Source organism: Aminobacterium thunnarium (assembly GCF_055390565.1).
This window is the reverse complement of the sequence record NZ_AP042412.1, coordinates 1368267-1383120: the sequence shown is the minus strand read 5'-3', so window position 1 is coordinate 1383120 and position 14854 is coordinate 1368267. Positions and strand designations below refer to the sequence as shown.

12 protein-coding genes are annotated in these 14854 nt (G+C 46.2%); 4 read left to right on the top strand and 8 right to left on the bottom strand.

Going from position 1 to position 14854, the window contains the following annotated elements; genetic code table 11:
* Nucleotides 1-136: 136 nt before the first annotated feature.
* Nucleotides 137-730 carry an SPL family radical SAM protein gene (locus tag ACZ5GY_RS06880; RefSeq protein WP_323401677.1) on the top strand — a complete coding sequence of 198 codons (594 nt, stop codon included), beginning with the start codon at nt 137-139 and terminating at the stop codon, nt 728-730.
* Here the strand turns inward: ACZ5GY_RS06880 and ACZ5GY_RS06875 are convergent.
* The 8 genes from ACZ5GY_RS06875 to ACZ5GY_RS06840 all read right to left on the bottom strand — a co-directional run bounded on the left by ACZ5GY_RS06875 (nt 694) and on the right by ACZ5GY_RS06840 (nt 9269).
* A complete protein-coding gene (locus ACZ5GY_RS06875; protein ID WP_464111695.1) occupies nt 694-1794 on the bottom strand; it encodes an exonuclease/endonuclease/phosphatase family protein in 1101 nt (366 codons plus the stop codon). The two genes, ACZ5GY_RS06880 and ACZ5GY_RS06875, sit on opposite strands and share 37 nt — an antisense overlap.
* Before the next feature lie 86 nt (nt 1795-1880).
* Complete coding sequence (locus ACZ5GY_RS06870; RefSeq protein ID WP_464111694.1) at nt 1881-4862, bottom strand: hypothetical protein; 2982 nt, start codon at nt 4860-4862, stop codon at nt 1881-1883.
* A gap of 64 nt (nt 4863-4926) precedes the next feature.
* Entirely contained in the window at nt 4927-5745 is an 819-nt protein-coding gene (locus ACZ5GY_RS06865; RefSeq protein WP_433863303.1) for a hypothetical protein, read from the bottom strand.
* Nucleotides 5742-6233 carry a hypothetical protein gene (locus ACZ5GY_RS06860; RefSeq protein WP_213692148.1) on the bottom strand — a complete coding sequence of 164 codons (492 nt, stop codon included), beginning with the start codon at nt 6231-6233 and terminating at the stop codon, nt 5742-5744. Before ACZ5GY_RS06860 ends, ACZ5GY_RS06865 begins: the two co-directional genes overlap by 4 nt.
* 92 nt (nt 6234-6325) lie before the next feature.
* Nucleotides 6326-6829, bottom strand: a complete 504-nt coding sequence (locus ACZ5GY_RS06855) for a hypothetical protein (protein WP_213692149.1) — start codon at nt 6827-6829, stop codon at nt 6326-6328.
* A 764-nt stretch (nt 6830-7593) separates the two neighbouring features.
* Nucleotides 7594-8109, bottom strand: coding sequence for a GNAT family N-acetyltransferase (locus ACZ5GY_RS06850; protein ID WP_433863305.1), 516 nt, complete (start codon nt 8107-8109; stop codon nt 7594-7596).
* A gap of 46 nt (nt 8110-8155) precedes the next feature.
* Nucleotides 8156-8704, bottom strand: a complete 549-nt coding sequence (locus ACZ5GY_RS06845; protein WP_213699526.1) for a GNAT family N-acetyltransferase — start codon at nt 8702-8704, stop codon at nt 8156-8158.
* Between the two features lie 253 nt (nt 8705-8957).
* Nucleotides 8958-9269 (bottom strand): hypothetical protein, encoded by a 312-nt coding sequence (locus ACZ5GY_RS06840; protein ID WP_213699525.1) that lies wholly within the window; start codon nt 9267-9269, stop codon nt 8958-8960.
* Between ACZ5GY_RS06840 and ACZ5GY_RS06835 the strand changes: the two genes are divergently transcribed.
* From ACZ5GY_RS06835 to ACZ5GY_RS06825, 3 genes are all read left to right on the top strand, one after another.
* The gene (locus ACZ5GY_RS06835; RefSeq protein ID WP_213701227.1) at nt 9255-10496 is read left to right on the top strand and encodes an exonuclease SbcCD subunit D C-terminal domain-containing protein; all 1242 of its coding nucleotides are present in this window, start codon (nt 9255-9257) and stop codon (nt 10494-10496) included. The two genes, ACZ5GY_RS06840 and ACZ5GY_RS06835, sit on opposite strands and share 15 nt — an antisense overlap.
* Nucleotides 10497-10507: 11 nt before the next feature.
* Nucleotides 10508-13765 (top strand): AAA family ATPase, encoded by a 3258-nt coding sequence (locus tag ACZ5GY_RS06830; RefSeq protein WP_464111693.1) that lies wholly within the window; start codon nt 10508-10510, stop codon nt 13763-13765.
* 361 nt (nt 13766-14126) lie between these two features.
* Nucleotides 14127-14720, top strand: coding sequence for a Panacea domain-containing protein (locus tag ACZ5GY_RS06825; protein WP_323401667.1), 594 nt, complete (start codon nt 14127-14129; stop codon nt 14718-14720).
* Nucleotides 14721-14854: the final 134 nt, after the last annotated feature.

Sequence of the window (14854 nt, the reverse complement as noted above, 5' to 3'; positions counted from 1 at the left end):
AGAAGGCTTTCATGAATATTCGGGAGATACACGCCAAAAGTATTCTTACAGCCTCAAAAATTTTCCCCTATGTCATCAACCCATATGTCGGTTGTCAGCATGCCTGCACGTACTGCTATGGGGTACGTTCGTTGATGTGAAGATCAATGCGGCAGAGTTGCTGCGGAAAGAAATATGTAAGAAAAAGAAGGCGACAGTTTGGATTAGCGGTGTCTGTGATCCGTATCAGCCCTTAGAGAGAAGACATGAACTCACTAGGCAATGTTTGCAGATATTAATTAGCGAAGATTGGCCTGTGGTGATTCAGACCCGCTCTCCCTTGGTTCTCAGAGATATAGACATCCTCAGAGGAGCAAAAAATATAGAAGTAGGGTTCTCCATAACGACCGCAGATGACAGCATAAGAAGATTGTTTGAACCAGCTGCGCCGTCTATACCTGAGCGAATAAACGCTCTTGCAGAATTACATCGGCAGGGAATTCGGACCTATGCGATGATTGCTCCGATTCTTCCAGGTGCGGAAAAATTGATTAATCTGCTGGAAGGGGCTGTTGACTACATCTTGGTAGATCGCATGAACTATCACTATGCAGACTTTGTCTATAAAAAATATGGTTTGGAAGAGTACATGACAGAAGAATATTTCACTCAAGTAAGCCAGCAGATCAGGTCTGATCCGCTGTTGTTTATTCGTCAGTCAGTGGGGTGGCATTTCGAGCACGGCGTATAGCCCTTCGCTTTTGCTTCCGAAAGTGAGATAGGAATTTTATCTTTGCCGAGGTATGAACATCCGACACCATGATATTTTTCCCCTGTCTTAGTAATATAAACAGTCGTAGGGTGAGTATCAGCCTTTGATACGATGGTTGCAGCCGTAATTGCTCCCTTTTGTGGCGCTATTAATCGTGGAGCGGGGATTCCTTCTAATCCAACAACAGTTTGTGACGGTTTTTCTCCATCTATAGAAAGCACAACCATGTCGTGGTCTGGGTGCTGAGTGCGTTTTGTTGATCGAGCTGCTATAGCACTTTCGACTTCGTATAATACCCACGAGGGTGCTCTTTTTACATTCGCAAATCCGATGTAATCAAGGTTGCTTTTGCTGTTGTCGTAGCTGTATCGTCCTTTGCCGAGGGCTAATAAGGGGAAGGAACACCCAGTAGGCGTGTCAGTGTTGTAGTCTCCGAGTATGAAAACGGGACCTTTCAGTGTCGATACAAGTTTGTTGATCCCATCGATTTGGGCATTGCGTTTAGCCTCGTTATATCGTTTGGCCTGATTTTGGTCTTTTTTCCCTCTGGTACTCTGGCTTTTGAGGTGCACGTTGACCAGGGTAAATTGGCGGTTTTTCTCTTTGTCTAGGAAGGTAGCCACGAGATTGGGGCGGTCATTTAGTTTGTAGCTTTTCCCCTCAAATCGGAAAGAGGCATTGGCTCCATAAGCGAAGGGGCCGTCTAGAAGTTTTAAGTTTTCGCTATTCCAGAGAAAGTAAAGATCTTGTCTTCCGCCTGTGTCGTTTCCTGCATATTTCCATTTCGGCAAGAATTTAGTAACGAAATATCTCATTGCGGCGTTTCCCTTGATTTCCTGGAGGGCTAAAATATCAGCGCCAGAAAAGGTGATGGTTTTGGCTAGGTTGGCGCAATCAGAGGGGGAGTAGGCCTTTTTCCCCGAGACGTCGAAATACTCGATATTCATGGTTCCAATGGAGAGTGCTAATGCCTGGCTGGCGATGGTTAAGAAAATGGCGGTCAGAAGGCTGGCAAAAATAGAACGTTTTCGATTTCGAATCATGGTCAAACTCCTCGCGGCTTTTTCGATTATGTCTATACGTTTTGTCTATATCAGTCTTGCACAAAACGATTAATCCGCAAGGGAATTTATGACTGGTTTCGTATAATCCCTTCTTCCAATATTTCGATCTGTCTCTTTTTAGGTACGACTTTTATTGTGATGTTTCTTTTCTCGCCGGGCGCTAGTGTTATATGTTCTTCGGGATTTTGAATGTAGTGGTAAGCAGGTACGTCGTAGTCGTAGACTTTGAAGTTCCATGCTCCGGGACGTATGTTCAAGAAAGAGAATTTTCCTTCGCTGTCTGTCATCATTCTGATGGTTTCATCGTTTTTTGAAAGCTCAACCAAAATTCCTTCCAATTTTGCTGGAACCCGCGCCGCGCCGTTGTCAGGGTTTCCTACCGTTACGGCTTCATCCCTGATTGTATGTGACGGTGGTGTCTCCTCTTTAAGAAGAACGATCTCTCCGCTGAGTGTAGCAGCGTTGACAATTGTGAGCTCAACGGAGGTTGTTTGGCCTGCTTGTACGTGTACTTTCATTGGGAGTTTTTCCAACGCGGTTTTTTCGAGTCCGATGGTGGAGCGGTCTATGTCGAGAAAGTACGTGCCAGGAGGTGCCGAAAACGTAAACTTTCCAGAAGCGTCTGTGGCAACTTTGCTGCCGTTTAGAGTAATAATGGCGTTGGGAAGAGCTTTTTTAGTTTCGTCGGGAGCGGAATAAGTGTCTAGTTGTGCCGATGCCGCAGATGTTTGAACTGGTGCTTTGTTAGGTGCGGCAGATGTTGGCGCCGCAGATGTTTGAGCTGCCGCCAATGCGGAAACATCCCCGACACGTTCCCATACTGATCCAGAGAGGATTCCTAGAGATTTTTTCTTGCTCACAGAGATGCCAATAGGAACGGTGTATGAAAGGGAGTAGTCAGTTTCAGTCTCGTTGCCATACTCCCAGTCGTAGCGGCGGATTTTGAAGGCCCAACGGCTTTCGTCTGGCATGGCGAGGGATACTTCGAACTGATAGTTGTTGCTTTCGGGATCTTTCGAGTTGAAATTATATTTCGTGTACCATCCGCTGAGTATAAGTTGCTCTGTTGCCTGCCACCGGAAAGAAAGTCCCCAGTTGTCTTGATCTGAAAGAAGCCTGCTTCCGCTGATCGCGCTATTATCGCCGAACCCTCCGTAAAGGGTGAACAAGAGCTTGCTTGAGGGTATGTACGATATGTAGAAACTGTAGTTCCATGGCGAACTGCTTTCATCGGTGAGTAGATCGTGTTGGTCAGCGTAGCGCGCCTCGACTCGGTAGTTGAATTTTTCGGTGCTTCTTCCGAGACTGAAGCGGTAGGCCTTTTCTTTTGTGTCATATTCCGAGGGGAAGAGTCGGTCTTTTCTGCTGAAGTTATCGTAAGCAAGTTGAGCATACCAGCCATTAGAGAGACTGTGATTGATTCCTGCCTGAAAGAGCGTTTCTTTTGCCGAAATGTCTCCCTTATCGAGTCGTTTGTCGAGATTGGTTTCATAGGTGCTGTATGCAAGGAAGCCCCGCGTACGGTTTGCTACGAGGCTTGATCTTTGGCCGAATAGAGGAAAGCTCACCGACGTGGCCAGATAATCGCTATCATTGTAATATCCGTAGAAATCAGGCTCAGCGTGAGTTTTGACAAAGGAGTAGCGCGCTGTTCCCGCAAGGCCTGAAAGATTCACCCTATAAGCGTCATCCTCGACTTTTCCCGCACCATTTTCTTCACTTCTTTCTCCTCTCGCATATTCAAGGCTGAGCCTCGTATTCTTGGTAGGCACGAAGGTTCCTTCAATGCTATAAATATCATCTGTTGTTTTGGAACCCCTCTTTTCATGCCTATCCCACTCTTTCTGCAAGTAGTTGAGCTTCCATTGGGCCTGGGGGGAAAAGGCTCCCTTTATGTACACTCCGCTTTCTTCCCAGTCAGGAGTGGTGAAACGGTTTTTCACATAGTAGGTTCCAAGACCGTAAAAGCTGTTTTCGGGATGATAGAAGGCTTCTATTCCCCTTCCGTATCGCGAGTAAGACGTGAGGTGCGAGAGTCCGTAGCTTTGGTCGCCCAGTCTGAAATCGAGGTCGGGGTCAAAGTAGTTTATGTAATATTCGTCTCTCTCTCCGTAAAGTCCCTTCTCATGCGTGTCAGGGCCGCGTAGTGAAAAGTCAATCCAGCGTCTGCCTCCCTCTTCAAGGGTTCCCCTACCTTCCAGTTCGATGTCGAAACCATCGGAGTCTTTTGTATCTCTTCTCCCCATAGATTTCAGGGTTAAACTAGCCGGAATGCGGTGGTAGAGGTCGATTTTCGCGTGCTGAGATACGATTCCTGTCGTTACGGAAAGAACCGATCTGATAGAGGAATCCTCTTTGCTCACTGCTTCAATGAAGACGGTGTGGTTCAGACTTTTGGGTATTTGGGAGGGGGTTTTCACTGAAATGGCGATGACGGTATTTCCTCCAGGTTCAAGAACAATTTCGTGTGTAGAGAGAGTTAAGGGGTAGTCATTCGAACTTCTGGCAGAGATCAGCATTGTGAGAGCAGTGTTTCCCTTATTGGCGATTCTTGCTGTTATTTCGTAGGATTCGCCGCCCACAATCATGTCTGGCGCACTTTCAGAAAAAATGTGTATTCCATCTACTGAAAGAACAGATATGCTTATGGAAACGGCGTCTGAGATGGCGTAGTCTCGTTGGGACCGCACCGAGTACGTTACGGTATAATCCTTGGCGCTCGATGTGGTCGGAATTTGGAAAGCCAGCATTCTCACCGTTTGCTGTTTAGCGCCCAGAATAAAAACGTCCGGGGGAGTGATTTCAAGCCAGCCTTCCGGCAAGGAGAGGGCTTCTTCGAAGGTTTCTTCACTATCGGTTGTATTTTCAACTATAAAACTGGCGCTAACTATTTCTCCGGGGTTAGCATCAAGTTGTGGGGGAACCATGAGGCGGATATGTACACCATATCCCTTACCCTGAGCGTACGCGCTTTTTGCCCAGAGAAGAAGAATCAATAAAATGAAAAGAAAGAATATTGATCTGTACCGTCTCTTTTTTCTCATCATTTCTCTTCTTCAGCCTCCCCTTCACCATGGCTTTTCGCACCAAGACTCAGGTTAGCGCTCAGGATCACTTAACATCTAATATGTATCTGGCACCGAAAACTTTTTCATTTTCTCCGCTATCTGCTATAACGAGAGCGTTGTATTTTCCCGAATTCAATTTTCCAAGATCTATAACATAGCGGGCGGAGCAGCCCGGGTATATGCGGAACTTTTTCCCTTCGTATCGTTTCATTGCCTTCCCACCTGAATCGGCTACATCAACATAAAGCTGAGGAACCAGCCACCGTTCGCCTACATTTTCTACATCTATGGTCAGGAAGGTCTTGTGGGCTTGATCTTTGAGGGCTTTGTTTGAGAACTGGAGAGCACGGGTTCCTGTATTTTCTATATGTGTGATCATCTGAACGGCATGCCTAAACACAGCCTGAACTCCGATAGTCGCTTTGTCCTTTTTAGGATTCGGAGGTTTCAAAGCATCTTGAGGAATGGGTTCCACCATAATGACGCTCCAGTATGTTCCACGAAGGTCAGATGTCTCTGGAACCGCTATCTCGTAAAAAATTGAGGTTTCTTCGCCAGGAGCTACGGTTACTTGGTTAGGCGTAAATTTGATCCATTTTGCGTTAGATCGCGGCATGCTTCCCGGAGATCCGAAATTGTTCTTGCCGTCTGCAGAAAACATGTAATCTGTTTGATAGATACGAACTGTTTCTGCTTCTTTGCCATTATTTGCAATGACAATATTCCCAGATGTTTGTCCACCTAGCGGAAGGGTTTTATTGACAGTCATTCCATCTGGTAGTTGTATGGCGTATCCCTTATCAGAAAAATATAGGCACAATAATAAAAACAAACAGAAAGACACGAATAATATTTTTTTCATGATTGATCCACCACCGTAAAAGTTATAGGGGCGCTGTACGTTCCTTGGGGCGCCGATATAGACAGTCCAGATATTTTGTATTGTATAGAAATATTTGTTCTGTCGCCGTTTCCACTAAAGAAAAGAACATCAGATTCCCCGACAGCTATGTATAAAGTTCCCCCACGGATTGATCCGGCTCCGCTTCCATTTCCTGTTCGCTTAACGTAAAGAGTAGCACCACTTGCCCACGATGAAGCGCTCTTTCGTATTAAAACATCCCATGCGCCACAAGGGCATTCGGTGCCTGCAATGCTTATTATTGTTGCATCTACAGTGCTTTCGAAACTATCGGCTAGATTGCTTCCGGCACCACCTCTGAGATGGGAAGAATTAATAACTAAATTTGTCCAACCACCAGTTGCATAAATATCGATTTCAATGGCATAGAGGGGCGATTGTAAAGAAACTATGCATAATAAGACAATTAAAATGCATCTTTTTATCACAGCAAGACACCTCGTTTCACTCCAAAGAGACAGGGGGGGAGGGGGAGAGGAACCTCCCCCCTGCCTTAGAACAACTTAGAAAAAATGAGGATTTAGATTACGACATCCGTGAGAGTGAACGTAACTGTTTTCGTTGCTGTGCTTTCCATAACATCTGCAGTTGAATCTGCAGAAAAGATATAGGTTATTATTTTGCCACTTTCCGCTACATGTTCAATACTAGTTACTACGTCATTATCAGTTGTCGCTAACTCTACTTGACCTGACGAAGTTCCTCCGGTGGGTGCTTCCAGCTCTACGTAAAGATCAGTTCCCATGGGCATAGCGGTGTCAATTTTAGCTGTAATTTTTTTGCCTTCATCGTTTGTTGTGATAGCGTATGTCGATGTGCCTTGAGCATAATCTGGCTCACTTCCAGCGGTTGCTGTGCTGATAATGAGGGGGTCAGGATCTGCACCTAAGCTGATTTCATTTATTGCCTGCACCTGAAATGTTACTGTTTGAGTGGCAGTATTACTTGCCTGTGCCATAGCAGCCAATCCAAAAACTACAAGCGCTATTGCTAAAAAGAGTACCAACGCCTTTCGTGCCTTCATCACATTTCCTCCTTTTTCTTTCTCCGTAGGATTAGTTACCATTTTGCTAGTTGCATGTATTGCCTACTTCTTGTTGCATGGCTTATTGCGCGGCTGTGAAAGGCTTTTTGATTAGCGTTTTGTAGATGAAAAAGCGATGCTAAATTTTGTAGGAACCGTATCGAGTGCAGATCATGAGAATAAGCGCTTACGTTGCAATGGGAAAAAAGAGAGATTTCCTTAGGAAGGGATAATTTTCATAGACAGGCCGTCGCCATTATTACGAAAATTGGTTCAAGCGTTACTAGAAGTGTCGCAATCGATATTCCTTTATACGATCGAACTATTCAAGTGCTTCAAATAATATGTGGGTTAAAATAGACTTAACAAAATAGGAAGAATGGACTACAATATATGAGTTAATAGTGTTATTTAATATAATTAAACTGTATCAGTAATAAGTAGTTTTGTCTACCCATTTTAAATAGGTGTAAAGAAAAAAATATTGGGACTTTAATTATTTTTTGTGAGGAAAAATAAAAAGACATAGAGGGGATTATGAGTGAATTCTCACAGATGTTTTTCCTGTTTGGGCGGGGAATGTTTGGCGGGAGTTGAAAGGGTTGGCTTGTTTGGGTGATTAGAGCTTCGATCGTAATTTTGCTAAGTCGAAAGCTAAGTCGAAAGCTGTTACAATTGTTGTTGAAAATTAAGGGAGGACTGCGTGTGGCGATACCGATCGCTCTTAACATTCAGGTAGTTGTTTGTCTTTCCCTTCACGCTTCCTACACCTTGCAAACGAATCTCCTCTCCACCATATCGGCGCCCCCTATTTCAACATGCAGCAAGCCTCCGTTTGCCCAGAATCCCTGGTGCTCGTAGAACTTTATGGCGGATTCGTTGCCGTCTAACACCCACAGTGCAATGCGGAGAAAACTATTTTCGGAGGCGTATTTTTTTACTTCCTTCATGAGGGCGTGTCCGCAGCTCTTCCCCCAAAACTCGGGCAGACAGTATATTGATACCAATTCGAGGTTTCCTTCATACCCTTTGTAGCGGGACGGGCAAACGCTTGCGCAGGCTATTACTTTGTTTTCTTGCAAAACTACCCATGCGGTGGTTGTACTTCCGTCAGACAGAATAGTAGAGAAGAGTTCGCCCCAATGGTCGTCTCTGAGGTTTTGAAGGTAATCTGCGGGAATCAATTCGCGATAGGCCTCTCTCCAAGCTTGGGCATGGACGTAGCTCATTTCCTGGGCGTCGCTGGGTGCAGCCTTTCTTACGGTAAATTCGTTCGACATCTTTTTCCCCTCGCTGCTGTTTGTGATTTGGTGTGCGGAAATTTTATTATAACGGTAATGCCATCAAATATTCCGAGCTGTATCTTCCATCGCGATATTTGAAGGAGTTTTTGCGGACTCCATAAATTTCGAATCCAAACTTTTTGTAGAGGGAAAATGCACGGATGTTGTCTGCGACGACCTCTAACTCCACCTGTTCATAGCCCATCTTTCTGGCTTCGTCGATAATCATTCCCATTATGGTAAAACCGATACCTTTCCCCCAGAAATCTTTTAGAACGCACATTCCCAACACTGCTCTGTGACTGCATTTATCGCATTCCACTACAGGGGATATTCCAGTGAGCGCCACGAGCTTTTCATCAAAGTATGCGGAAATCATTATGGCCTTTGGGCTCTCTGCCTGCTTTGACAAAAAATCTTGCTCTTCCTCGACAGTCATTCTGATCTCATCTTCGTATCTCAGCAAATATTCGGTTTCGGAGCTTGTCTGCTTCATGTGGTTCAAAACATCGTGTGCGTGTTCTTCAGTCGGCGAGAGGAATGTGAAATATTCCCCATTTTTTATCTGTAAACTGATTGTGTCGATTCTCATGATGTCCTCCTTCAAGTGAGTGGAGTACGAAAGAGTTGAGGCATGATTATTAAATATATGAGTATAGTATAGCGCTATTTTTGTTTTGCAAGAGAGAGAGGAACGCGTAATAAAATCGTAATAAAAGCCAGTCGATGATCAATTGAGGTACAATATATATTAATTTGCGTTTTTGTTGCGTGTTTACGTCTTTGGTAGCCTGGCAACGATATGTGCAGAGAAGAAGCGGAGAATGTAAATCCTCAGCTATAATTCAAAGAGAAGCTGAAGTTAGTTCCGTCTGGGCGATGCTGGTTGTTTCTTTGGTATCATTTGTAGCGGCATATTCGATTGGCTCGGACACTGCGGCTGAGATGGATTTATCAGCCAAACTGAGAGCTTTGATCACTTCGGCTGCGATGGCTTTATCAGCCAAACTGAGAGCTTTGATCACTGTGGCCACGATGGCTTTATCGGCTAACCTGGTCGCTTCATTCGATGCGGCCTTGTCACCAGCTTCAACGGCATCAGCAGAAGAGACTATTTCAATTACTTCACAGGAGGAAGCCCAATGAAGATTCTTCATACATCAGACTGGCACCTGGGACGCTCCCTTTACGGGCGCAAACGCTACGACGAGTTTTCCCAATTTCTAGGCTGGCTCGGCACAACTATCGAAGCCGAAAATGTCGACGCACTGCTCGTCGCCGGAGATGTTTTTGACACGAGCACTCCCAGCAACCGCGCTCAGGAGCTTTACTACAACTTTCTCTGCACAGTCTCTCGTTCCTGTTGCCGGCACGTTGTCATTATTGCAGGAAACCACGATTCCCCCTCATTCCTGAACGCTCCGAAAGAGATTCTCAAAGCTCTGAACGTCCACGTTGTGGGTTCCATAACAGATAACCCGGAAGACGAAATTATCGTGCTGAGAGATAGAAGCCAAAAGCCGGAAGCCATAGTCTGCGCGGTTCCATATCTTCGGGATAAAGATATTCGCGTTGTCGAGGCCGGCGAAACGATTAAAGATAAGAATGAGAAGCTCATCGAAGGCCTTACAAATCACTATGGAACCGTCTGTGACATTGCCGAGAAGAAGCGCGCCGAGTTTAAGAAAGATAGCGGAGTAGATATTCCAATTATCGCAATGGGGCACCTTTTCACGGTGGGAGGCAAAACGGTGGACGGGGACGGCGTCAGAGAGTTGTACGTCGGCTCACTGGCTCACGTGGCGGCCGACCGCTTCCCTTCGTCTATCGACTACCTGGCGTTGGGACACCTCCACGTTCCTCAGTGTGTGGGAAATACTGATCACATCCGTTACTGTGGCGCTCCCATCCCTATGGGCTACGGCGAGGCCCGTCAGAATAAAAAGGTGATTATTGTTGAATTCAACAGCACGACGCCAGACGTTCGCGACATTCAGATTCCGTGCTTTCAGCCTTTGGAACGCATCGTGGGTTCCCTTGATGAAATAGAGTCGAAAATTGAGGAATTCAAGGGGCAGGGCAGCTCCGCGTGGCTTGAGATCGAGTATACGGGCACAAGCGTTGTTGGAAACCTGCGAGAGGTTCTGGAAGAGGCAATCTCGGGCAGTTCCATGGAAATTAGGCGAATAAAAAACAGACAGATTATTGAAAATGCCACCCTTACTCTTGAGGAAAGCGAAACCCTCGACGATATGACAGTAAACGACATTTTTGAACGCTGCCTTGACGACTACGGCGTTCCTCAGGAAGAGCGGGAAGAGCTTATCACGGCATATAACGAGATAGTCAGGTCTCTTTATGAAGATGACGTTAACGCAGAATAGGGAGGCTGAACATGAAAATTCTTGAACTCCGATTTAAAAATCTGAACTCCCTTTACGGAGAGTGGCGTATCGATTTTACAGATCCAGCATATATGGCGAACGGCCTCTTTGCAATCACGGGGCCTACAGGCGCCGGCAAATCCACCATACTTGACGCAATCTGCCTGGCTTTGTACGGGGCGACTCCTCGACTCGGGCGGATCACGAAGAGTGGCAACGAAATCATGTCTCGTCAGACGGCGGAGTGCTTTGCAGAGGTTGTTTTCGAATCTCAGGCAGGGCGTTTCCGTTGTTTCTGGGAACAGCATCGCGCCCACGGCAAAACTGATGGAAACCTTGTCGATGCACATCATGAGATCAGCGAAGTGAAAGACGATGGGCCAGGCAAAGTTATAGAGTCGAAAAAGAGCCTGGTTCCGGGCGTTATCGTAGATAAAATTGGAATGGATTTCGACCGATTTACAAGATCAATTCTCCTTGCGCAGGGCAGCTTCGATACCTTCCTGAAGGCCAATCCGGAGCAAAAATCTGAAATACTCGAACAGATAACCGGCACCGAGATTTATTCTGAAATTTCACGGCGTGTCCAGAAGCGTCATAGTAGAGAAAAAGATGCGTTAGGCCTGCTGGAAGCCGAGGCTTCTGGCATTGAACTTCTCACTCCCGAGCGGGAATGCGAGATTGGGCATGAGATAGCCGAAAAACGCAAAGAAGAGGTAGCACTCGCCGATCAGCGGGAGAAAATGGAGCGCGCCCTTTCATGGCTGAAAGATATAGAAGCACTTCATGAAGAGATTGCTTCCCTCTCTGAGGAATCCGCGAAGCTCACATCCGAAATTGAAGAGTTCAAACCGGAGCGTGAACGCCTTGACCATGCCCAGAAAGCGGCCGAACTTGACGGCGAATATGCCAGGCTGGCAGAGGTTCGGAAGGTTCAGAGCGATGATAGCGCTTCGTTGGAAAAGCTGGAAGGGGAGCTTCCCGGGCTTGAGGGGGCCTTTAAAGAGTGTGAAGAGAGCTTGAAAAAAGCAGAGCAGCAGACCCAAAAAGCCAAAGACGAGCTGAACCAAGAGGTTCCTCTCATTAAAAATGTGCGTTTGCTCGACCAAAATCTCGCCCTGAAAGGGGAAGACGTCGAATCGTGCGCCAAGAAGTGTACAGGGGATGCCGAGGCGATTGAGGCAAAGGAGAAGGAGAGGAACGTAACACAAGAGGAGCACAACAGAGCTGACGAAAAGTTGAAAGCTGTTCAAGAATACCTTGAGGCTCACTGCGAAGATAAGGGGCTGGTGAGCGGCTTTACGGGAATAGAACAGCAGCTGGCCCATCTTGGTAGCGAGCAGAAGGCCATTATTCAACAAGAGACGAAGGCGCAACAGGCTCAGGCACAGCTTGCCGATTGTTGTAAAAGGCTGAGAGAGTGCGGCAGAAAGAACGACGTTTTCAAGAAGCAGGTTGAAGAAGCTGTCAAGGCTCACGAAGAGGCACAAAAAGAGCTTGAAACTCACTTGGCAGGGCGATTGCTTCGTGAATATCGCGCCGAAAAAGAGGCATTATTGCGAGAGATGATTCTCCTTAAAAAGATAGCGCAACTTGAAGATTACAGAGCAGAACTCGAAGACGGCAAACCGTGCCCACTCTGTGGAGCTACGGTCCATCCCTATGCGGAGGGGAATGTTCCCCTCCCTGATGGAACGCAGAAGAAGATCGATGAGCTGACGGGGCTCATAGAAGCGGCAGAAGCTTTGGGCGAAAACGTAAAAGAGCGTGAAGCAGCTGAGCGGGAGGCTACGAGCAAACTAAAAGAGTTGGAAAGCGATGCTCGGCTCGTTACACAAGAGAAGGAAAGGGCGGAAAAAGATCTCTCAGACTTGAATGAGACGCTACAAAAGATGAGAGACGACTATGATCGCTTAAAGGTAACTGTATCAGAGAAACTTCACCCCCTCGGCGTCGACCTCACATCAGAGACAGACGTTTCTCCGTTGCGTGGGGTGTTGCATGAACGGCTCGAAGCATGGCAGGCCCATGTCGATGAAAAAGAAAAAATAGAAAGAGAGCGTTTTCAGTTTGAAAAAACGTTGGGGAAGCTCGATGGTGAAATTGAGACGCTGAAGAAGGATTTGGCAGAGAAAAAACAGGCCTTACAGTCGGCTCAAGATGGATATACGAGCGCAATGGCTGAGCGCCAGAAGCTCTACGGAGATAAAGACCCCGACAAAGAGGAAGAGCGCATGAACCAACAGATTGCCAAGGCTGATGAGGTAGAGAGAGAGGCACGAAATCAGCTTAACCTAGCGCAACAGAAGCTGACCGCAACGAAGGCAAGCATAGAGTCGCTCAGTAAGAAGATTGGGGAGAGAGCGTCGCTGCTTGACGAGCTCGAGTCGGCGTTTCATATCTCTTTGCATGCGGGCGGGTTCGGCGACGAGGCGCGGTTCCTTCAGGCTCGCCTTACATCTTCGGAACGGATGGCACTGGCAAACAGGGCAAAGAGCCTCGACAACCGGCAGACGGAACTCAAGGCCAAAGAGGAAGACCGCAAAGAGCGTTTGGTGGCTGAAATTGCCAAAAAGGTGACGGATGAGGGGCGTGAAAAGCTTGAACCCCAATTCAGGGAGTGCGAAGAAAATCTGAAGCTTCTTCGTGACGTTATTGCGGGGTTGAAACAGCAACTTGTCTCGAACAGCCAGAATAAAGAGCGCATGAAAGAGAAGCAAGGGGCCATTGAGGAGCAGAAAAAAGAGTGCAATCGATGGGCTAAACTGCATAGTCTCATAGGGTCGGCAGATGGTAAAAAGTACCGGAATTTTGCGCAGGGGCAGACCTTCAAATTGATGGTGTCTCATGCCAATCGACAGCTTGCGAAAATGACAGATCGCTACCTTCTGATACAAAATGAGGAACAGCCGCTGGAGCTTGATGTTATCGACAACTACCAGGCGGGGGAGGTCAGATCGACGAAAAACCTCTCTGGTGGAGAAACCTTTATTGTGAGCCTTAACTTGGCTCTCGGACTCTCGAAGATGGCGAGTCAGAATGTGAGGGTCGATTCGCTCTTTTTGGACGAAGGGTTTGGAACGCTAGATGAAGACGCCTTGGAAACCGCTCTCGAAACCTTAGCTGGCTTACAGCAGGAGGAGAAACTCATTGGTGTGATTTCGCACGTATCCGCGCTGCGAGAGAGGATCAGCACGCAGATTGAGGTGGAGCCGGTGTCGGGTGGGAAGAGCAGACTGACGGGCCCGGGGTGTTGTGAGGGCGCGTAGGGTTGCTATAAAGGCTATGGAAGAGGCCGAAGTGGCTAAAGCAAAGCGGCCGGAACCGGAGCGAGCGGCTTTTTAGTAGATAACGCAGGCGTTACTGATCTGCTTGAAGTTAAAAGACGAAAGAAAAGGAACAGAAAGGATAGGGTTTGTTTGAACACACGCATAAAGTAAGAGACGTTATTTGCTATTGTAGCTTATTAAGGCTTGTTACAGCCGCTCTGGTTTGACTTCTCTTGTTGGTTTGTACATAATTAGATACAAAGATACATTTGAAAATTATAAAGTGTATTTTGATACTTTATAAGTAGATTTGTGCCTTGAGTTTATTTGGCTCTTTTTATTGTGAAAGGAGGTTAAAGAAGTGATTCCTTATAGGGAAGAAAAGCTTAAAAATGCGATTGCCTATTTTTCTTCAGAATTTTATTCTCGAAAAAAATACTTTCCGCGACAGACTTGGATATATAAATTTCTTACCCTTCTTGATTTTAGAATGCTGAAGAAAACAGGAGTTCCGTGTATTGGCCTAGAATATAATGCAATGAAATATGGCCCAGTTCCTCCCTTATTATATGATGCACGAAATGAACTAAAAACTGATAAATATCGATTTGTTACAACGAGTGATGGCGGAAGCAAAGTTGAGCCCCTTGATGAGCCTGACCTGGATTACTTTTCTGACAATGAACTTGATGTAATGGATGGGATATTAGACGCATATACTCAAGATGATGTCGACCTTGAAACATTGATAAAGGATGCCCATAAAGAAATAAAAGCTTGGAAAAAAGCCTGGGCGATTGCAGAAAAGGTTGGACGAGGGAAAATACCTATGGAGTATGAAGATGAATTTGATGACCTATTTCAGAAAGCAGAGGAGGACCTAACTCCTGAGGAAGAGCGTTTCTTATGTTATAGAGATATAGCGGCTATGGAAGAGGCCGAAGCGGCTTTTTAGCCAGTATATAAAGTTATGGTTATAGGAGATGTTTTTGTTTGGGAACAATACCCATACAATTACGAAGGAAAGCAAAAACGACGTTGGTTTATTTATTTAGGGGCATATAGATATACTCCAGATCCTTTAAATTC

What these genes read in the sequence shown, in the direction of transcription:
- ACZ5GY_RS06875 (WP_464111695.1), bottom strand. Translation starts at nt 1,794, where the DNA reads ATGATTCGAAATCGAAAACGTTCTATTTTTGCCAGCCTTCTGACCGCC.
- ACZ5GY_RS06870 (WP_464111694.1), bottom strand. Translation starts at nt 4,862, where the DNA reads ATGATGAGAAAAAAGAGACGGTACAGATCAATATTCTTTCTTTTCATT.
- ACZ5GY_RS06865 (WP_433863303.1), bottom strand. Translation starts at nt 5,745, where the DNA reads ATGAAAAAAATATTATTCGTGTCTTTCTGTTTGTTTTTATTATTGTGC.
- ACZ5GY_RS06855 (WP_213692149.1), bottom strand. Translation starts at nt 6,829, where the DNA reads ATGAAGGCACGAAAGGCGTTGGTACTCTTTTTAGCAATAGCGCTTGTA.
- ACZ5GY_RS06850 (WP_433863305.1), bottom strand. Translation starts at nt 8,109, where the DNA reads ATGTCGAACGAATTTACCGTAAGAAAGGCTGCACCCAGCGACGCCCAG.
- ACZ5GY_RS06845 (WP_213699526.1), bottom strand. Translation starts at nt 8,704, where the DNA reads ATGAGAATCGACACAATCAGTTTACAGATAAAAAATGGGGAATATTTC.
- ACZ5GY_RS06835 (WP_213701227.1), top strand. Translation starts at nt 9,255, where the DNA reads ATGAAGATTCTTCATACATCAGACTGGCACCTGGGACGCTCCCTTTAC.
- ACZ5GY_RS06840 (WP_213699525.1), bottom strand. Translation starts at nt 9,269, where the DNA reads ATGAAGAATCTTCATTGGGCTTCCTCCTGTGAAGTAATTGAAATAGTC.
- ACZ5GY_RS06830 (WP_464111693.1), top strand. Translation starts at nt 10,508, where the DNA reads ATGAAAATTCTTGAACTCCGATTTAAAAATCTGAACTCCCTTTACGGA.